At 67.4% G+C, this 16,392-nt stretch carries 16 protein-coding genes; 9 read left to right on the top strand and 7 right to left on the bottom strand.

Going from position 1 to position 16,392, the window contains the following annotated elements; translation table 11 throughout:
* Positions 1-48: 48 nt before the first annotated feature.
* Positions 49-858, bottom strand: a complete 810-nt coding sequence (locus tag C8261_RS11015; protein WP_107493760.1) for an inositol monophosphatase family protein — start codon at positions 856-858, stop codon at positions 49-51.
* Between the two features lie 146 nt (positions 859-1,004).
* On the opposite strand from C8261_RS11015, the gene C8261_RS11020 reads away from it, so the two are divergent.
* From C8261_RS11020 to C8261_RS11040, 5 genes are all read left to right on the top strand, one after another.
* Positions 1,005-1,736, top strand: a complete 732-nt coding sequence (locus C8261_RS11020) for a 16S rRNA (uracil(1498)-N(3))-methyltransferase (RefSeq protein ID WP_107493761.1) — start codon at positions 1,005-1,007, stop codon at positions 1,734-1,736.
* A gap of 29 nt (positions 1,737-1,765) precedes the next feature.
* Positions 1,766-3,250, top strand: a complete 1,485-nt coding sequence (gene pap, locus C8261_RS11025; protein ID WP_107493762.1) for a polyphosphate:AMP phosphotransferase — start codon at positions 1,766-1,768, stop codon at positions 3,248-3,250.
* A 140-nt stretch (positions 3,251-3,390) separates the two neighbouring features.
* Positions 3,391-4,743 (top strand): amino-acid N-acetyltransferase, encoded by a 1,353-nt coding sequence (gene argA / locus C8261_RS11030; RefSeq protein ID WP_181358931.1) that lies wholly within the window; start codon positions 3,391-3,393, stop codon positions 4,741-4,743.
* 61 nt (positions 4,744-4,804) lie between these two features.
* The gene (locus tag C8261_RS11035; RefSeq protein ID WP_107493763.1) at positions 4,805-6,457 is read left to right on the top strand and encodes a sensor domain-containing diguanylate cyclase; all 1,653 of its coding nucleotides are present in this window, start codon (positions 4,805-4,807) and stop codon (positions 6,455-6,457) included.
* A 97-nt stretch (positions 6,458-6,554) separates the two neighbouring features.
* A complete protein-coding gene (locus C8261_RS11040; RefSeq protein WP_107493764.1) occupies positions 6,555-6,827 on the top strand; it encodes an oxidative damage protection protein in 273 nt (90 codons plus the stop codon).
* Positions 6,828-6,894: 67 nt separating this feature from the next.
* On the opposite strand, the gene phoU is transcribed toward C8261_RS11040, so the two are convergent.
* Together phoU and rpiA are read right to left on the bottom strand one after the other, a co-directional pair.
* Complete coding sequence (phoU, locus tag C8261_RS11045) at positions 6,895-7,605, bottom strand: phosphate signaling complex protein PhoU (protein ID WP_107493765.1); 711 nt, start codon at positions 7,603-7,605, stop codon at positions 6,895-6,897.
* A 61-nt stretch (positions 7,606-7,666) separates the two neighbouring features.
* Complete coding sequence (gene rpiA / locus C8261_RS11050; RefSeq protein ID WP_107493766.1) at positions 7,667-8,329, bottom strand: ribose-5-phosphate isomerase RpiA; 663 nt, start codon at positions 8,327-8,329, stop codon at positions 7,667-7,669.
* A 157-nt stretch (positions 8,330-8,486) separates the two neighbouring features.
* On the opposite strand from rpiA, the gene C8261_RS11055 reads away from it, so the two are divergent.
* The gene (locus C8261_RS11055; RefSeq protein WP_107493767.1) at positions 8,487-9,296 is read left to right on the top strand and encodes a ferritin-like domain-containing protein; all 810 of its coding nucleotides are present in this window, start codon (positions 8,487-8,489) and stop codon (positions 9,294-9,296) included.
* Positions 9,297-9,301: 5 nt separating this feature from the next.
* Here the strand turns inward: C8261_RS11055 and ccsB are convergent, their stop codons facing one another.
* From ccsB to C8261_RS11070, 3 genes are all read right to left on the bottom strand, one after another.
* Complete coding sequence (gene ccsB / locus C8261_RS11060; protein WP_107493768.1) at positions 9,302-10,447, bottom strand: c-type cytochrome biogenesis protein CcsB; 1,146 nt, start codon at positions 10,445-10,447, stop codon at positions 9,302-9,304.
* A 3-nt stretch (positions 10,448-10,450) separates the two neighbouring features.
* Positions 10,451-12,514 carry a cytochrome c biogenesis protein ResB gene (locus C8261_RS11065; RefSeq protein WP_107493769.1) on the bottom strand — a complete coding sequence of 688 codons (2,064 nt, stop codon included), beginning with the start codon at positions 12,512-12,514 and terminating at the stop codon, positions 10,451-10,453.
* A 136-nt stretch (positions 12,515-12,650) separates the two neighbouring features.
* Positions 12,651-13,262, bottom strand: coding sequence for a c-type cytochrome (locus tag C8261_RS11070; protein WP_107493770.1), 612 nt, complete (start codon positions 13,260-13,262; stop codon positions 12,651-12,653).
* Positions 13,263-13,394: 132 nt separating this feature from the next.
* Here C8261_RS11070 and yihA point away from each other — a divergent pair, with 132 nt between their 5' ends.
* The 3 genes from yihA (at position 13,395) to C8261_RS11085 (ending at position 15,756) form a co-directional block, all read left to right on the top strand.
* Positions 13,395-14,015 carry a ribosome biogenesis GTP-binding protein YihA/YsxC gene (yihA, locus tag C8261_RS11075; RefSeq protein WP_107493771.1) on the top strand — a complete coding sequence of 207 codons (621 nt, stop codon included), beginning with the start codon at positions 13,395-13,397 and terminating at the stop codon, positions 14,013-14,015.
* A gap of 197 nt (positions 14,016-14,212) precedes the next feature.
* A complete protein-coding gene (gene hemB, locus C8261_RS11080; RefSeq protein ID WP_107493850.1) occupies positions 14,213-15,229 on the top strand; it encodes a porphobilinogen synthase in 1,017 nt (338 codons plus the stop codon).
* Positions 15,226-15,756 carry a GNAT family N-acetyltransferase gene (locus C8261_RS11085; protein WP_107493772.1) on the top strand — a complete coding sequence of 177 codons (531 nt, stop codon included), beginning with the start codon at positions 15,226-15,228 and terminating at the stop codon, positions 15,754-15,756. The genes hemB and C8261_RS11085 overlap by 4 nt, the downstream gene beginning before the upstream one ends.
* Here C8261_RS11085 and C8261_RS11090 read toward each other — a convergent pair.
* A complete protein-coding gene (locus tag C8261_RS11090; protein ID WP_107493773.1) occupies positions 15,745-16,389 on the bottom strand; it encodes a pyrimidine 5'-nucleotidase in 645 nt (214 codons plus the stop codon). The genes C8261_RS11085 and C8261_RS11090 overlap by 12 nt on opposite strands.
* Between the last annotated feature and the right edge of the window lie 3 nt (positions 16,390-16,392).

Below are 16,392 nucleotides of genomic sequence, written 5' to 3' on the forward strand. Positions count from 1 at the left end.
TGCGCGCTAATGATAAGCCCTGGCGGGCGGCGTGGGTAACTGCCGCGCTCAGGAGTGGCTGTTGATCCACGCGCGCCATTCGGCAAACAGCGCCGGACTGGCGGCGGCGACCACGCCGCGCTTGACTGCCGGCCCCGCCATCAGCGAGCCGCCGTCGAGTGCGGCGGCCTCACCCCCGGCTTCGGCAAGGATCAGGCGGCCGGCGGCGTAGTCCCACAGCATCTGGCCGCCGTGCAGATAGACGTCCAGGCGGCCGGCGGCGACGAAGCACCATTCCAGCGCGCTGGAGCCGAAGTTGCGCTGCGAGTAGTAGGGCGGGCGCACCGCCAGCTCGTCGCCGAGGTGATGGCTGATGCGCTTGAAATCGACCCCGGCGACGGCATCGCGCAGGCTTGCCGCAGCCGGGCGCAGCGGCAGTTCGCTGCCGTTGAGGAAGGCGCCGGCGCCCTTGGCGGCGTAGAAGGACTCGTCGGTGACCGGGTTGTAGACCACGCCGAAACGCGGTTCGTGGTCGACCAGATAGGCGATCGAGACGGCGAAAAATGGGATGCCGTTGGCGAAGTTGGTGGTGCCGTCGATCGGATCGATGCACCACAGCCCGCGCTGGCCCTCGCTCCACTGGCGCGCCTGCTCTTCGGCGGTCATCTCCTCGCCGAGCACCGGGCCGGGCAGCAGTTTCGGCAGCTCCTCGCTGAAGCGGCGCTGGGATTCGACATCGGCCTCGGTGAACAGCGAGCCGTCGGCCTTGCGGTTGCGCGCCGACTTCAGGTAACGCGGCAGGATTTCATCGCGCGCCACGTCGCGTACCAGTGATTCCAGCGCGCGGGCGCGGGCCAGGCGTTGTGCTGCGGTCGGCATGTCGGGGTGTCCTGAGCCGGGGCGGCCGCACGACGGCCGGTGTGGGCGGCGCGCGGCACGAGGTTTGAGGTCGATGCCCGCAAGCCCGCGGTGGCGGGCGTTTGCCGGGATCGGCGCAAGTATTACCGAGTCCCTATAATAGCACGATGATTGCGCGCTTCTTTTTCCCCTCCGCCCTCCCCGCAGGCGGCTGCGTCGACCTTCCCGAGCCCCTTGCCCACCATGCCGTGCGCGTGCTGCGCCTGCGCGATGGCGACGCCGTGGTGCTGTTCGATGGCAGTGGCGCCGAGTGGCCGGCGCGGTTGGCGGTGCGCGGGCGCGCGTGCACTGCAGAGCTGGAGGACTGCCGTTTCGTCGAGCGCGAGTCACCGCTGCAGGTGGTGCTGGTGCAGGCGCTGGCGGCCGGCGACAAGATGGACTGGGTGGTGCAGAAGGCCGTCGAGCTCGGTGTGCATGCGGTGCAGCCGCTCAGCGCAGCGCGTTCGGTGTTGCGTCTCGCCGGCGAGCGCGCCGAGCGCCGTGTCGCGCACTGGCAGCAGGTCGCCGTGGCAGCCTGCGAGCAATGTGGCCGCAATCGCGTGCCCACCGTGCATGGGCTGAGTTCTCTGGCCGATTACCTCGCCGCGTCCGCCACCGATCGGCGGGTAGTGCTGGCGCCGGGCGGAGCCGTCGGGCTCGCTGCGCTGGCGGCGCCGCGCAGCGGCGAGGTTCTGCACCTGCTGGTCGGCCCGGAAGGCGGCTGGAGCGAGGACGAGCTGGCGCTCTGTGCCCGTGCCGGTGTTACCGCGCTGGCGCTCGGGCCGCGCGTGCTGCGTACCGAAACCGCCGGCCTTGCGGCGTTGGCGGCCCTGCAGGCGCGCTGGGGAGACTTTGGTTGAAAACGACAACAATGACGAAGGGGTGAGCGATGTTCGAATCCGCCGAGCTGGGTCACAAGACCGCCAAGACTGACTATGAAGAGGCTGTGCCTGCGCTGCGCGCGCAACTGCTCGACGCCCAGTTCGACCTCCTCGAACTGAAGGACTTTGCCGTGGTGGTGCTGATCAACGGCATCGACGGCGCGGGCAAGGGCGAGACGGTCAATCTGCTCAATGAGTGGATGGACCCGCGCCACATTCAGACCTGGGCTTTCGATGCACCGTCCACGGAAGAGTCCGAACGCCCCTTCATGTGGCGCTTCTGGCGCGCGCTGCCGCCCAAGGGCAAGATCGGCGTGCTGTTCGGCAACTGGTATACCGAACCCATCCATGCCCGCGCGAAAAAGATCAGCAAGCGCGCCGAACTCGACCAGCAGCTCGACCGCATCAACCGCTTCGAGGCCATGCTGGTCCGTGAAGGGGTGTTGCTGATCAAGTTCTGGTTCCATCTCTCCAAGGAAGGCCAGAAGCAGCGCCTGAAGACGCTCGAAAAGGACCCCAAGACGCGCTGGCGGGTCACCGAGCGCGACTGGAAGTATTACGCCCTCTACGACCGCTACCGTGAAACCGCCGAGCATGTGCTGCGCAACACCAGCACCGGCATGGCGCCCTGGCTGGTGGTCGATGGCTCGGACCCGCGCTATCGCGCCCTGCTCGTCGGGCGCACCCTGCTCGACGCCCTGCGCAAGCGCATCGAAGCAGCCCAGAAAGGCTGGGCGCCACGGCAGACCGCCGCGCCGCTGCCGCCCTCGCTGGACAACCTCAATCTGCTCAACAGCCTCACCCTGAACCAGGAGATGGGCAAGAAGGAATACGCCGAGCAGCTCGAACTCTACCAGGGCCGGCTGGCCCTGCTGTGCCGCTCGGAGAAGTTCCGCCAGCGCGCCCTGGTGCTCGTCTTCGAGGGCGGCGACGCCGCCGGCAAGGGCGGCGCCATCCGCCGCATCACCGCCGCCCTTGACGCCCGCCAGTTCCGCATCATCCCGATTGCCGCGCCCACCGAAGAGGAGCGCGCGCAACCCTATCTGTGGCGTTTCTGGCGCCACCTGCCGCGTCAGGGCAAGGTCGCCATCTTCGATCGCTCCTGGTACGGCCGCGTGCTCGTCGAGCGCGTCGAGGGTTTCTGTTCGGAAGCCGACTGGATGCGCGCCTATGCCGAGATCAACGACTTCGAGGACCAGCTCATCGGCGCCGGAGCGCTGGTGGTGAAGTTCTGGCTGGCGATCAGCCCGGAGGAGCAATTGGCGCGCTTCAAGGAGCGCGAGGCCGAACCCCACAAACGCTTCAAGATCACCGCCGAGGACTGGCGCAACCGCGAAAAGGCCGACGCTTATGCCCAGGCCGTGTGCGACATGGTCGACCGCACCAGCACCGAAAGCGCGCCATGGACCCTGGTCGAGGCCGACAACAAGCTGTATGCCCGCATCAAGGTGCTGCGCACCCTCTGCGAGCGCCTGGAGGCGGCGCTGGTGTAGGGGGCGGCTGCCGGTCCGGGCTGCGGTGCCAGAGGCCATCGCCGCATGACAGGCGGTGCAGGCAGTCGGCGACAGCCCTGCTAGAATGGCCGTGCGCCCATGTGGCGCAGTCCGCTCACCGCATCCAGCCCGCTACGCCCGTGAACGCAGAATCGCCCACTCCCCTGGTGCCGGACGAAACCGACACCACCGCCAGCTTCGTCGCCTGGGTACGCGGCGCGGCGCCCTATATCCATGCCTTCCGCGGCAAGACCTTCGTCGTTGCCTTCGGTGGCGAAGTCGCCAGCGGCGAGCTCGCCCAGAGCCTGGCCTACGACTGCAACCTGCTGGCGGCGCTGGGCATCCGCCTGGTGCTGGTGCATGGCGCGCGTCCGCAGATCGATACCGAACTGCGCCGCCGCGGCCTCGAACCGCGCTTCCACAACGGCCTGCGGGTGACCGACGCGGCGGCGCTCGAATGCGTCAAGGCGGCCATGGCGGTGACCCGCATCGAGATCGAGGCGCTGCTCTCGCAGGGGCTGCCGAACACGCCGATGGCGGGCAGCTACATGCGCGTGACGGGCGGCAACTTCATCACCGCACGTCCGGTAGGGGTGGTCGACGGGGTCGATTACCAGTACACAGGCGCGGTGCGCAAGATCATTGCCGAGGAGATCAATGCCGACCTCGATCAGCACAATGTGGTGCTGATCTCGCCGCTGGGGGTGTCGCCGGCCGGGGAGATCTTCAATCTCAGCATGGAAGAGGTCGCCGAGGCGGTGGCGGTGGCGGTGAAGGCGGAGAAGCTGCTCTACCTGTGCGACGCGCCCGGCCTGCTCGACGCCGAGGGCAAGCTGATCGAATCGGTGACCGCCGACGAGGCCGAGCGCATGCTTGAATCCGGCGAGGGCCTCACCGAGGACCTGCACCTCTTCCTGCCCGGTGCCATCCGCGCGGTGCGCCGCGGCGTGGCGCGTGCCCACCTCATCGACCGCGACCGCGACGGCGGCCTGCTGCTGGAGTTCTTCACCCACTCCGGGGTCGGCACGGTGGTCTCGCGGGCGCCGCTGTTCCGCCTGCGCGAAGCCACCTTCGAGGATGTCGGCGCGCTGGTGGCGCTGATCAGTCCGATGGAGGCCGAAGGCATACTGGTGCGCCGCGGGCGCGAATTGCTGGAGCAGGAGATCGAGCGCTTCTCGGTGGTCGAGCACGACGGCGTGCTGGTCGGCTGCGCCGCGCTGTATCCCTTTTCCGAGGACAACGCTGCCGAACTCGCCTGCCTGGCAGTGACGCAGGAATACCGCCGCGCCGGGCTCGGCGACCAGCTGCTGCGGCGCATCGAGCGGCGCGCGCGCGCGCAGCGCCTGGAGCGTCTGTTCGTCCTCACCACGCGCACCGCGCACTGGTTCCGCGAGCGCGGCTTCAGCGAGATCGGTCCCGAGGCCCTGCCGCGCCAGAAGCGCGAGCTGTACAACCTGCAGCGCCGCTCCAAGGTCTTCGTGAAGACGCTATGAGCCCCGCCAGCCACCCGCTCTGCGCAATGGCACCGTCGTGCTGGCGGGGAGGGCGGGTGGCATGAAGAACGCCTCGGCGCTGCTCATCAGTGTGCTTGCGGCCCTCGGCGCCGCGCTTCTTGCCACGCTGGTGCTGTGGCTGGGGGTAGAGAACGGCCGCTTCGCCGGCGGTCTCGCGGTGCTGGCGGTGGCCGCATTCGCCGGTCTTGCCACCCATTGCCACCTGCGCCGCCAGTGGCAGCGCCGCAATGGCGAACAGAGTGCGCTGGCCGAGCATGTGCGCCGCCTGGGCGACGGCGTCGGTGGCGTCGACGAGAGCGCGCTGCAGACGGCCGGGGCGCTCTCCGGGCTGGCCACGGTGACCCTCGAGGTGCGCCGTCTGCGCGAAATTGCCGAGGGTGTGCATGGTGTCGAGGCCCTCTTCGGCAGCGCACTGGAATTGCAGTGGATCAGCCCGTCGATCCACCGCCTGATCGGCCGCACGCCGCAGGAGTGTACGCGGGCGGCGGACCCCATCGCGCTGCTGGTGCATGAATCAGACCGTCTGTACTGTCGCCGTATGGCGCGCGAGGTCATCGAGTCCAATGCCGGGCGCGATTTCGAGATGCGCCTGCTCGGCGACGAGGGACGGGTATGCTGGGTGGCCTGCCACTGGCGCCCGCAGCATGACGACGATGGCCAGGTGTGCGGCGTGCGCATGTCCGCCGAGGACATCCAGGGGCGCAAGGAAGCCGAATACAAGCTGCTCGAGACGGTCGCCGAACTGCGCCGCGCGCAGGCCCTGCGCGAGAACTACCTGAGCCGCAGCAACGACGAGCGCCAGCGTCTGGCTGCACTGCTCAACGTCATCCGCCTGGGCATCCTGTTCATGGACCGCGAGCATCGCGTTACCTACTACAACCGCGCGATGCTGGACATCTGGCGCATGCCGGCGAACGAGAACCTCATCGGTGTGCGCGACGTGGTGCTGGAACACAAGGTGGCGACTCTGCTGGAGGCGCCCGAGGCCTACTTCGCGCATATCCGCGAGGTGGTCACCAGCCGCGGTGAGGTCAGTGAACCCCACGAGTTCCGCCTCAAGGACGGGCGCATCCTCACCGACCTCTCGTCGGTGGTCAGCAGCGCCGCAGCAGGCGGCGCGCGTGGCATCGGCCGGGTGTGGATCTACGAGGACGTCACCGAGCAGCGCCAGGTGGCGGAAAAGCTCGTTGCGCTGGCCGAGCGCGATCCCCTCACCAACCTGTTCAACCGCCGGCGCTTCCACGAGGAGCTCGAACGCCTGCTCGCTGATGCCTCGCGCCGTGGCGTGCGGGTCGGTCTGCTGGCCATCGACCTCGACGGCTTCAAGCCCATCAACGACGAGTTCGGTCACCAGGCCGGCGACGAGGTGCTGGTCACCCTGGCGCGCGAGGTGGGCGGCATCATCCGTCGCAACGAACTGTTCTTCCGCCTCGGTGGTGACGAATTCGGCGTTCTCGTGCCGGATGCCGAGAGCACCGAGCTGGTCGGGCTGGCGAGCCGTATCGTGCGCGGCATCGAGGCCTTGCGCTTCACCTTCGACGGCCGCCCGGCGCGGCTTACCGCCAGCCTGGGCATCGCCCTCTATCCGGATCACGCTACCAATGGCGAAGCGCTGATCGCTGCCGCCGACCACGCCATGTACCGCTCCAAGAACGAGGGGCGCAACCGCTGCTCGATTGCCGGAGAGGATTGAGCGCCCCGGTGAGCGTATTGGAACCCGCAGTAGGGACGGGGTGAGAAATGCGGGCTAGAATGCCTACCGGCAAACCCAACACAGGAGAGAATGGACGATGGCTCGCATGGTCAACTGCATCAAGCTTGGTCGTGAGGCGGAAGGGCTGGATCTGCCGCCCATCCCCGGAGAGCTCGGCAAGCGCATTTTCGACAACGTCTCCAGAGAGGCCTGGCAGCAGTGGGTGAAGTACCAGACCATGCTGATCAACGAGAACCGCCTCAACCTGATGGACGCCAAGGCGCGCAAATACCTTGCCGAGCAGATGGAAAAGCACTTCTTCGGCGGTGGCGCCGATCAGGTGGGCGGCTACGTGCCGCCGGCGGCCTGAGGCTGCGCCAGCACCAGCAAAAAAGGATGGCCGCGGCCATCCTTTTTTGTTTCCGCAGCGCTGTGCCTCAGGACTTCGCGCCCTTGGCCGCCTCGATCTCCACCGCCTCGGTGCCGGCATAGCGCACGTCGCGGCCGTGGGCCATGTAGATCACGTATTCGGAGATGTTCACCGCGTGGTCGCCGATGCGTTCGATGGCCTTGGCGATGAACAGGGTCTCCAGGCTGTTGGAGATGGTGCGCGGATCTTCCATCATGTAGGTGATGAGCTGGCGGGTGACCGCCTCGAAGGCGGTATCCACGTCTTCGTCCATGCGTGCCAGCTCGGGCGCCAGGGTGACGTCCATGCGGGCGAAGCTGTCGAGGGCCTTGCGCAGCATGTCCGAGGCTAGCAGCGCGGCGTGGTTGAGGTCGACCTTCGGCGAGTAGGGCAGGTCGCCGGAGTGCAGGCGGCGGGCGGCCTTGGCGACCTTCTTGGCCTCGTCGCCGATGCGTTCGAGGTCGGTGACCGTCTTCATCGCCCCCAGCACCGCGCGCAGGTCGCTGGCCGCCGGTTGGCGCAGGGCGATCAGCTTGCTGCACGCTTCGTCGATGTCGACTTCGAGCAGGTTGATGCGGTGGTCGCCGGCAATCACCTTCTCGATCAGGCTCTTGTCGCCGCTGCGCAGGCCGGCGAAGGCATTGGTCACCTGGCTTTCGACCAGTCCGCCCATCTGCAGCACGCCGGTGCGGATGGCTTCGAGGTCGGTGTCGAACTGCTTGAGGGTGTGCTGGGTCATTTGTCGCATCGGGCGTATTGGTAACCTTTGCAGGCTAGCACTCACAGGTTAAGGTTTTGTTTCAGTAACGTTCCAGGCGTTCCACGCCACCGGCAGCGGCAAGCAGCAGGACGTCGGCACCGCGGCGGGCGAAGAGACCGTTGGTGACCACCCCGGTGATCTGGTTGATGGTGCTCTCCAGGGCCTGCGGATCGCTGATGACGAGATCGTGGACGTCGAGGATGAGGTTGCCGTTGTCGGTGACGAAGCCCTCGCGCAGCTGCGGTCGTCCGCCGAGGGCGGTGAGCTCGCGGGCGACGTGGCGCACTGCCATCGGAATCACCTCGACCGGCAGCGGAAAGCGCCCCAGCGTGGCAACGCGCTTGCTGGCGTCGCAGATGCACACGAATCGCCGCGCCACCGCGGCGACGATCTTCTCGCGGGTGAGTGCGCCGCCGCCGCCCTTGATCATCGCGAAGCCGCCGTCGATTTCGTCGGCGCCGTCCACATAGACCGGCAGCTCATCGATGTCGGTCAGCGCCAGCAGCGCGATGCCGTGGGCGCGCAGACGGGCGCTGCTGGCCTCCGAACTCGATACCGCGCCGGCAATGCGCGACTTGATGGTGGCCAGGCCGTCAATGAAGTGATTGACCGTGGAGCCGGTGCCGACGCCGATGATGGCGCCGTCGGGTACATAGTCGAGGGCGGCGAGCGCGGCGGCCTTCTTGAGTTCGTCCTGGTTCATCGGGGTACTCCGGTGAAGCGCTGCGGGCAAACGGTGCGCAGCGTCGGGTTGAGGAGGGGGCAGCGCCCAAGGCATGCCGCCATCGAATGAGCGGATTATCTCAACAAAGCCCGCACAGGTGGCGACCGCTGCGCGGCCCACCCTATACTCTGCCCCCATGACGATCCGATCCGTGCATGAGGCCGCGCTGGCGGCGTTGATGGAGGCCGACCCCGATGCCAAGTGCGCCGCTGCCCAGGCGCTGCAGGCAGACTGGGGGGCAGGGCGGCTGCGCGTGGTCGCCGCCGCCGACCTGGGCGAGCCGCTGACCCACCCGGGGCGCCCGCCGCGGCCGCTGCTGGTGCCGCCGCAGGAGGTGCCGGTGCGTGCCGCCGGCCGCCGCGAGGGCCATGCCGCGCTGCTGCACGCCATCGCCCACATCGAGTTCAATGCCATCGACCTGGCCCTCGACTGCGTCTATCGCTTCCGCAGCCTGCCGGTGGATTTTCACGCCGGCTGGGTTCAGGTTGCTGCCGAGGAGGCTCAGCATTTCGGCCTCGTCCGCGAGCGTTTGCGCGCACTCGGGTTCGATTACGGCGACTTTTCCGCGCACAACGGCCTGTGGGAGATGGCGTGCCGGACGGCGGCCGACGCGCTGGCACGGATGGCGCTGGTGCCGCGGGTGCTGGAAGCGCGCGGGCTGGATGCGACGCCGCCGATCATGGCCAGGCTGCGCGCCATTGGCGACGCCGGGAGCGTGGCGGTGCTGGAGACCATCCTGCGCGACGAGGTCGGTCACGTCGCTCTCGGCGACCGCTGGTTCCGCCACCTCTGTGCGGCCCGCGGTGTCGATGCCGAGACCACCTACCGCCAGCTGGTCGACGACTTCGGCGCACCGCGCCCGCGTCCGCCGCTGAATGTCGAAGCCCGCCGGGCGGCGGGCTTCAGCGAGGCAGAGCTGGCGCGCCTGGGTGGCGCGCAGGACTGAGGGCCCTACAGGTTGCCGTAGGAGTGCAGGCCGGAGAGGAACATGTTCACGCCGATGAAGGCGAAGGTGGTCACCCCCAGACCGATCACCGCCCACCACGACAGGATGGGGCCGCGCAGGCCCTTGGTGAGGCGCATGTGCAGCCAGGCAGCGTAGTTCAGCCAGACGATCAGCGCCCAGGTCTCCTTCGGATCCCACTGCCAGTAGGTGCCCCAGGCTTCCGCTGCCCACAGGGCGCCGAGGATGGTGGCAATGGTGAAGAAGGCGAAGCCGATGGCGATGGCCTTGTACATCACGTCTTCCATCACCCGCACCGGCGGCAGGCGGCCGGCAAGGATGCCGCGTTCGGAGAGCAGACAGGCGACGCCGAGCATCGCGGCGAGTGCGAAGCCGCCATAGCCGATGAAGTTGGTGGGTACGTGCACCTTCATCCAGTACGACTGCAGGGCCGGGATCAGCGGCTGGATCTCGTGGGCGCCGCGGGTGAAGGTGTACCACAGCAGGAAGGCCACCGCGGCGGAGATCACCACCATCACGAAGGCGCCCATCTTGCGGGTGTTGTAGCGCTGTTCGTAGAACAGGTACATCAACGCGGTGATCAGGCTGAAGAGGACGAACACCTCGTAAAGGTTGCTGATCGGAATACGGCCGATCTCCGGGCCCATCAGATAGGACTCGAACCAGCGCACGAAGAGGCCGGCAGTGCCCATCACCGTGCCGATCCACACCAGCGTGCTGGCTAGCTTTTCGGCGAACTCCGAGCGCGCCGCCAGGCCCAGCCAGTAGGAGCCGGTGGCGATGAAGTAGAGCGCGCTCATCCACATGATGGCGGTCTGGCTGGAGACCAGGTACTTGAGGAAGAAGACTTCCTCGGCGCGGGCAAGGTCGCCTTCGTAGAGCCAGATGCTCAGCAGGGCCACCGCCGCCACCGCCGCCAGGAAGACGCGGAAGGGCTTCCAGTACCAGCCCATGGCGATCAGTACGGGGACGTGGATGATGAGCACGATGTCGTCGTACACATCCATGAAGCTGTGGTAATGGACCAGCGCGATGCCGGCACCAGCGACCAGCGCAAGCGCGTACAGCCAGTCGTAGAGGTCGCGGCGCTGCAGCCAGCTGCGCTGGTTGAGGGACGGGTGGGCGTATTCCATCTCTTACCTCGTGGCGGAAGACTCGGGAGTGGCAGTGCCGGCCGCGGCGAGCAGTTCGCGCAGGGCCGTGGTGTGGCGTTCGAAGGTCTCGTCGACGTCGATGGTCTGGCGGTTCGAGGACATCGCCAGGAGGCCTTCGGCGTCGCCCTTGAGGAGCACGAAGAGGCGGCGCTCGCGGATGTAGAGCATGGCGAACACGCCCAGCACCAGCAGCAGCGAACCCAGATAGACCAGTGGCTTGCCCGGCGAGCGGGTGACCTGCAGCACGCTGGCCTGCACCTGGTCGAAGGCGTTGAGCTGCAGGAACAGCGGTGACTCGTAGAACAGGCTGTCGGAGAGCGCTGCCATGGTGTCGCGCAGATAGGCGGCGCGCGCCTCGTCGATCTGCAGCGCGTCCATGCCGGCCTCTTCGCGGGCGAGCTGCCAGGCCTCCCAGGTCAGCCCCTGAAGGATCTTGATGAAAACGTCGGCGGCGCGTTCGCGTTCGGCTTCCGGGATGGTGGTGTCGATGAAGCGCCCGACCGTCTCGTAGCCACGATCGCTGAACAGGTCGAGGGTGTGGCGGCCAGTCTCTGCCAGCCGTGCACGCGGCTCGGCGGCTTCCGCGCTGTCGCCGAAGCTGCTGCGCGCGAAGCGCTGGGCGAGTTGCTCGCGACGGGCTGGATCGAAGAACAGGTTGTGGATGGCGAACCAGGTGTCGATCTGCCCATCCTCGTCGACCGGGATGCGCAGGTAACGGAAGGATTCGGCCTGCGATTCGCGCATGCCGGTATACATGAACCATCGTCCGCCCTGTTCGATGGGCAGCATGTAGTTCTGGAACTCGCGCGCCTGGCCGGCTTCGTCGCGCAGCTTGAAGGTGAAGCTGGGGCCGATGTTGCGCATGTCGCGGCCGCTGTCGGGGCGGGCGGCACCGCTGCCGAGATGGTCGCGCAGGCGGCCGAGGCCTCCGGCATCCGTGGTGCCTTCACCCATGTCCTCGACGTTGAAGAGGGTAAAGCCGGTCAGTTCGAGGGCATAGCTGAAGCGCGGGTGATTGAGGCGCAGGGTCTCGCCAACCTCGCCCTGCAGGTCGAGCACCGGCAGCGCCGGGCCGTGGAGGAGGTTGCGCCCGGCAATGTGCAGGGTGGAACCGCCGTCGTCGAAGCTGGCCTGGTACATCACCACGCCGCGGTGTTCGAAGGGGTGATTGACCTCGATGGTGCGCTCGAAGGACTCGCCGGTGGCATCGTCGGTGACGATGATGTCGCTGGCGAAGCGTTTCGGCATGCCATTCTCGTAGTGGTCGATGTGGAACTTCTTCAGCGACACGGTGAATGGCAGTTCCTGCAGCAGGATGCCGTCGTTGACGTTGAGCACCGCGACGTTGGACGAGCGCCCTTCGGGAATGTAGAGGTTGCCGCGATAGCTCCAGTTGTTCTCGCCCAGGCGGGCGGAGTCCGGGATGTCGGCGATCAGCTGGTTGCCGGTGGTGGTCTGCTTGCCGCCGAGCCACATCTGCATCTTAAGTGGCAGGTTGCCGTCAAGCAGGCCGCCGAGGCAGATCAGGACGATGGCGCCGTGGGCGAGGAAGTAGCCGGCGCGGCTGGCACTGCCCTGCTTGGCGGCGACCAGCACGCCGTCGCTGCGTTCGTTGCTGCGGGCCTTGAAGCCGTTGGCAGCGAGGTAGGCATCGACGCGCTGGCGCTGGGCGTCGAGCGGCAGGCCGCCGGGCAGTGTGGCCTGATGGGCGAACTGGCGCAGCGAGACCTCGCGCGCGTGTTCGCGGAAGCTGCGCATCTCGCGCAGCATGGGCGCGCTCTGGCGGACGATGCACAGCGTCGTCGACAGCACCAGAAAGGCGAGGATGACGAGGAACCAGCCGGCGTTATAGACCGAATAGAGCCCCAGTTCCTCGAACACCGGGAACCAGAACGGGCCGAACTGGTTGAGGTAGGCGTTGAACGGCTCGTTCTGCTTGACCACCGTGCCGATGATGGAGGCGATGGCGAGTACGGTGAGCAGGCTGATGGCGAAGCGCATCGAGCTGAGCAGCTCGAAGAGGGCCTTGGAGGTGCCGCGTTGCATCCTGGTCCTTGGGCGGTTGGTACTACGAACTTTGTTAGAGACCTCGGCGCCGTCCCGGGGTTCGCAACGGGGCAACAAAAAAGGGGCGGATCATCCACCCCTTTCTCTCGTTGCGGGGACCGCGCCGCCTGGCGTGTCAGCGCAGGCCGGCTGCGTAGTCCGCGACCGCGCGCATTTCGGCGTCGGTCATCTTCAGCGCGATCATGCGCATCATCTGCGCCGGATCGTTGTCGCGACCGCCGTCACGGAACTTCTGCAGTTGCAGCGTGGTGTATTCGGCAAACTGCCCGGCGATGCGCGGGTATTGCGCGGGCATGCCGGCACCGGCCGGGCCATGGCAGGCGGCGCAGGCGGGGACGCCCTTGTCGGCGATGCCGGCGCGCCAGATCTTCTTGCCCAGTTCAATGGTGTCGAGGTTCTGCGCCGATTCCGGCTGCAGGGTCTGGCCGGCGTAGTAGTGCGCCAGCGACAGCATGTCATGATCGTCAAGGCCGGCCACCATGGCGCCCATCACCGGATCCTGGCGTACGCCCGACTTGAACTCGCGCAACTGCTTGTAGATGTACTCGGGAATCTGCCCGGCAATCTTCGGGTTGGCGGAAAGCTGGCTGTTGCCATCCGCCGCGTGACAGGCCACGCAGAGGGAATCGCCAATCTGTTTCGCCTTGGCGAGATCCGGAGCCTGGTCCTGGGCCTGAAGGCTGCCTGCGGCGAGCAGGAGCGTGAGCAGCAGGGAACGCTTGATCATAGTGTCCTCGGAAAGCCGTGAGTGGATGTCTCAAACTTGGTATTCTAATACACGAAGCCCGTTTTGCGCGATGCAATGTCGGCGCCGCCTGCAACCTGTTCACGCGCCCGACCGGGCGGGTGCATTTTCCCGATGCCGATATTCCGTAACGCACAATTCGAGATCTCCGTCGCCCAGGCCGCTGCGCTGCCGCCCGCGCAAGGTGCCGAGGTGGCTTTCGCCGGGCGTTCCAACGCCGGCAAGTCGAGCGCCATCAACACCCTGGCCGGGCACGTGCGCCTGGCTTATGTGTCGAAGACCCCGGGGCGCACCCAGCTGATCAACTTCTTCCGCCTCAACTGTGGCGCGGCGCTGGTCGATCTGCCTGGCTACGGCTATGCCAAGGTGCCCGAGAACGTGCGCCGGCAGTGGGCAGGGCTGCTTGAACGCTACCTCAGGGAGCGCGACAGCCTGGTTGGCCTGGTGCTGATCATGGACTCCCGCCACCCCCTCACCGAGCTCGACCGCAACATGCTGGCGTGGTTCGTCCCCACCGGCAAGCCCATCCACGTGATGCTTACCAAGAGCGACAAGCTGTCGCGCAACGAGGCCAACAAGACCCTCTTCGCGGTGCGCCGCGAACTCGCCGAACTTGGCGAGCGCGTCACCGTGCAGCTTTTCTCCAGCCTGAAGAAGAGCGGGGTCGAGGAGTGCGAGGCGGTGGTCGCCGGCTGGCTGGGGCTGGATGCGCCAGCCGCGGTGGCGGAACAATAAAAAACCCCCGGCCAAAGGGGAGAAATGCCGGGGGTCAAGCAGCCCTGTCTGGATCAGGGCCCCGCTCAGGGAGGTGAAGCGGGAGATGGCTGGCACCATCTGGCTTTTAAGATAGAGGATGGCCCGGCAAGTTCCCGGGCGATCTCGTTACCGGATGTATCCCGGACTATGAACGTGCAATGAGGACCCAAGTGACCATGCGACCGACCGGCGCCTTTCCCCAGATCCGCATGCGCCGCATGCGCCGTGACGACTTCTCGCGCCGCCTGATGCGCGAAGCGATGCTGAGTGCCGACGACCTCATCTATCCGGTGTTCGTCCTCGATGGCGACAGCCGCAGCGAAGCGGTGGCCTCCATGCCCGGTGTCGAGCGCGTCACCATCGACCGCCTCCTGCATGTCGCCGAAGAGGCGGTGGCACTGGGCATTCCGGCACTGGCACTGTTTCCGGTGGTGGAGGCTGCGAAGAAAAGCGCCGCCGCCGAAGAGGCATGGAACCCCGACGGCCTCGTGCCGCGCACCGTGCGCGCGCTGAAAGCGCGCTTTCCGGAGCTCGGGGTGATCACCGACGTCGCCCTCGATCCCTACACCAGTCACGGCCAGGACGGCCTCATCGACCCCGCCGACCCGCGCGGCTACGTGCTCAACGACGAGACCCTGGAGGCGCTCGCCCGCCAGGCGCGCAGCCACGCCGAAGCCGGCGCCGACGTGGTGGCGCCGTCGGACATGATGGACGGGCGGGTGGCGCGCATCCGTGCCGAGCTTGATGCCGGCGGCCACATCCATACCCGCATCCTGGCCTATTCGGCGAAGTACGCCTCGAGCTTCTACGGCCCCTTCCGCGACGCCGTGGGGTCGGCCGGCAACCTCGGCAAGGGCAACAAGTACACCTACCAGATGGATCCGGCCAACAGTGACGAGGCCATCCGTGAGGTGGCGCTGGACATCGCCGAAGGGGCCGACATGTTCATGGTCAAGCCCGGCATGCCTTACCTCGACATCGTCCGCCGGGTGAAGAGCGAGCTGCAGGTGCCGACCTACGTCTATCAGGTCAGCGGCGAGTACGCCATGCTGCAGGCCGCAGCGGCCAACGGCTGGCTCGACCTCGAAGCCTGCATGATGGAGAGCCTGCTGGCCTTCAAGCGTGCCGGCGCCGACGGCATCCTCAGCTACTTCGCCCTTGCCGCGGCACGCCGTCTGCAGCGGGGCGCATGAGCGGCACCTTCCTGCGCCCGCCGGCGGGCGTTCCGGGCTGCGTCCTGCGCCCCCTGCAGGCTGCCGACCTGCCCGCGGTGCTGCGCCTGCAGGCGCGTGCCTATCCGCCGCACTACCATGAGCGCGCAGAGGTCTTTGCCTCGCGACTGGCAGTGTCGGCCGGGGGCTGCTGGCTTGGGGAACGTGGCGGTGAGGCTGCCGGCTACGTCATCGCCCACCCCTGGGCGGAACCCTCGCCGCCGCCGCTGCATGCGCCGCTCGGCGGCCTTTCCGGCATGGCCACAGGCGTGTTCCTGCATGACATGGCGCTGTGCCCGCAGGCCCGCGGCAGCGGCCTCGCGCAGGGTTTGTTCCGCAAGGTACGGGGCTGGGCGGTGCAGCAGGGGGCGGGCGAGATCATGCTGGTGGCGCTGGCCGACGCACGTGCCTTCTGGCAGCGCCTGGGCTTCGTCGCCGACGCCACCGCGCTGCCGGCGGGCTATGGCGACGGCGCCTGCTGCATGCGCCTGACGCTGTCAGCGCAGTAGGCCGACGCTGCGCCCGAGGTCGAGCACCGAGGCGATCTTCACGTCGACATAGGCCGGGCTGCGCAGGCTGCGGCTGACCCATACCGTGCGCATGCCGAGGCGGCGTGCGGTGCGCAGGTTGACTGCGGAGTCCTCGACGAGAATGCAGCGCCGCGGGTTGAGGCGGTGCGCACGGAGCACCTCGCGATAGGCCCGTACCGCGGGTTTGGGGTGCAGCTTCATGCGCTCGATGCCGAAGACGTCGGCAAAGTGGCGGCGTATCCCCATCACATCGAGCACTGCTTCGGCATAGCGCTGCGGACCGTTGGAAAAGACGATCTTGACCCCCGGCAGGCGGCGCAGCAGGGCCGCCAGCGCGCGGTCGAAGACCATCATTTCGTGGAGCTGTTCGAAGCGGTGGGTTTCGGCGAGGAAATGATGGGGGTCGGTGCCATGGTGGCGGATGAGGCCGGTCAGCGTGGCGCCGTAGCGCAGCCAGTAGCGCACCCGCAGGGCATTCGCCTCGTCGCCGCTGAGTCCCAGATGGCGCTCCAGATAGGCGGTCATGCTGCGGTTGATGTGCGGGAAGATGTGCGGGCTGGCGTTGTGCAGGGTGTTGTCGAGGTCGAACAGCCAGACGGGTGGGTGGGACATGCG

The organism is Pseudothauera lacus (assembly GCF_003034845.1).
In the GTDB taxonomy this organism is placed as follows: domain Bacteria; phylum Pseudomonadota; class Gammaproteobacteria; order Burkholderiales; family Rhodocyclaceae; genus Pseudothauera; species Pseudothauera lacus.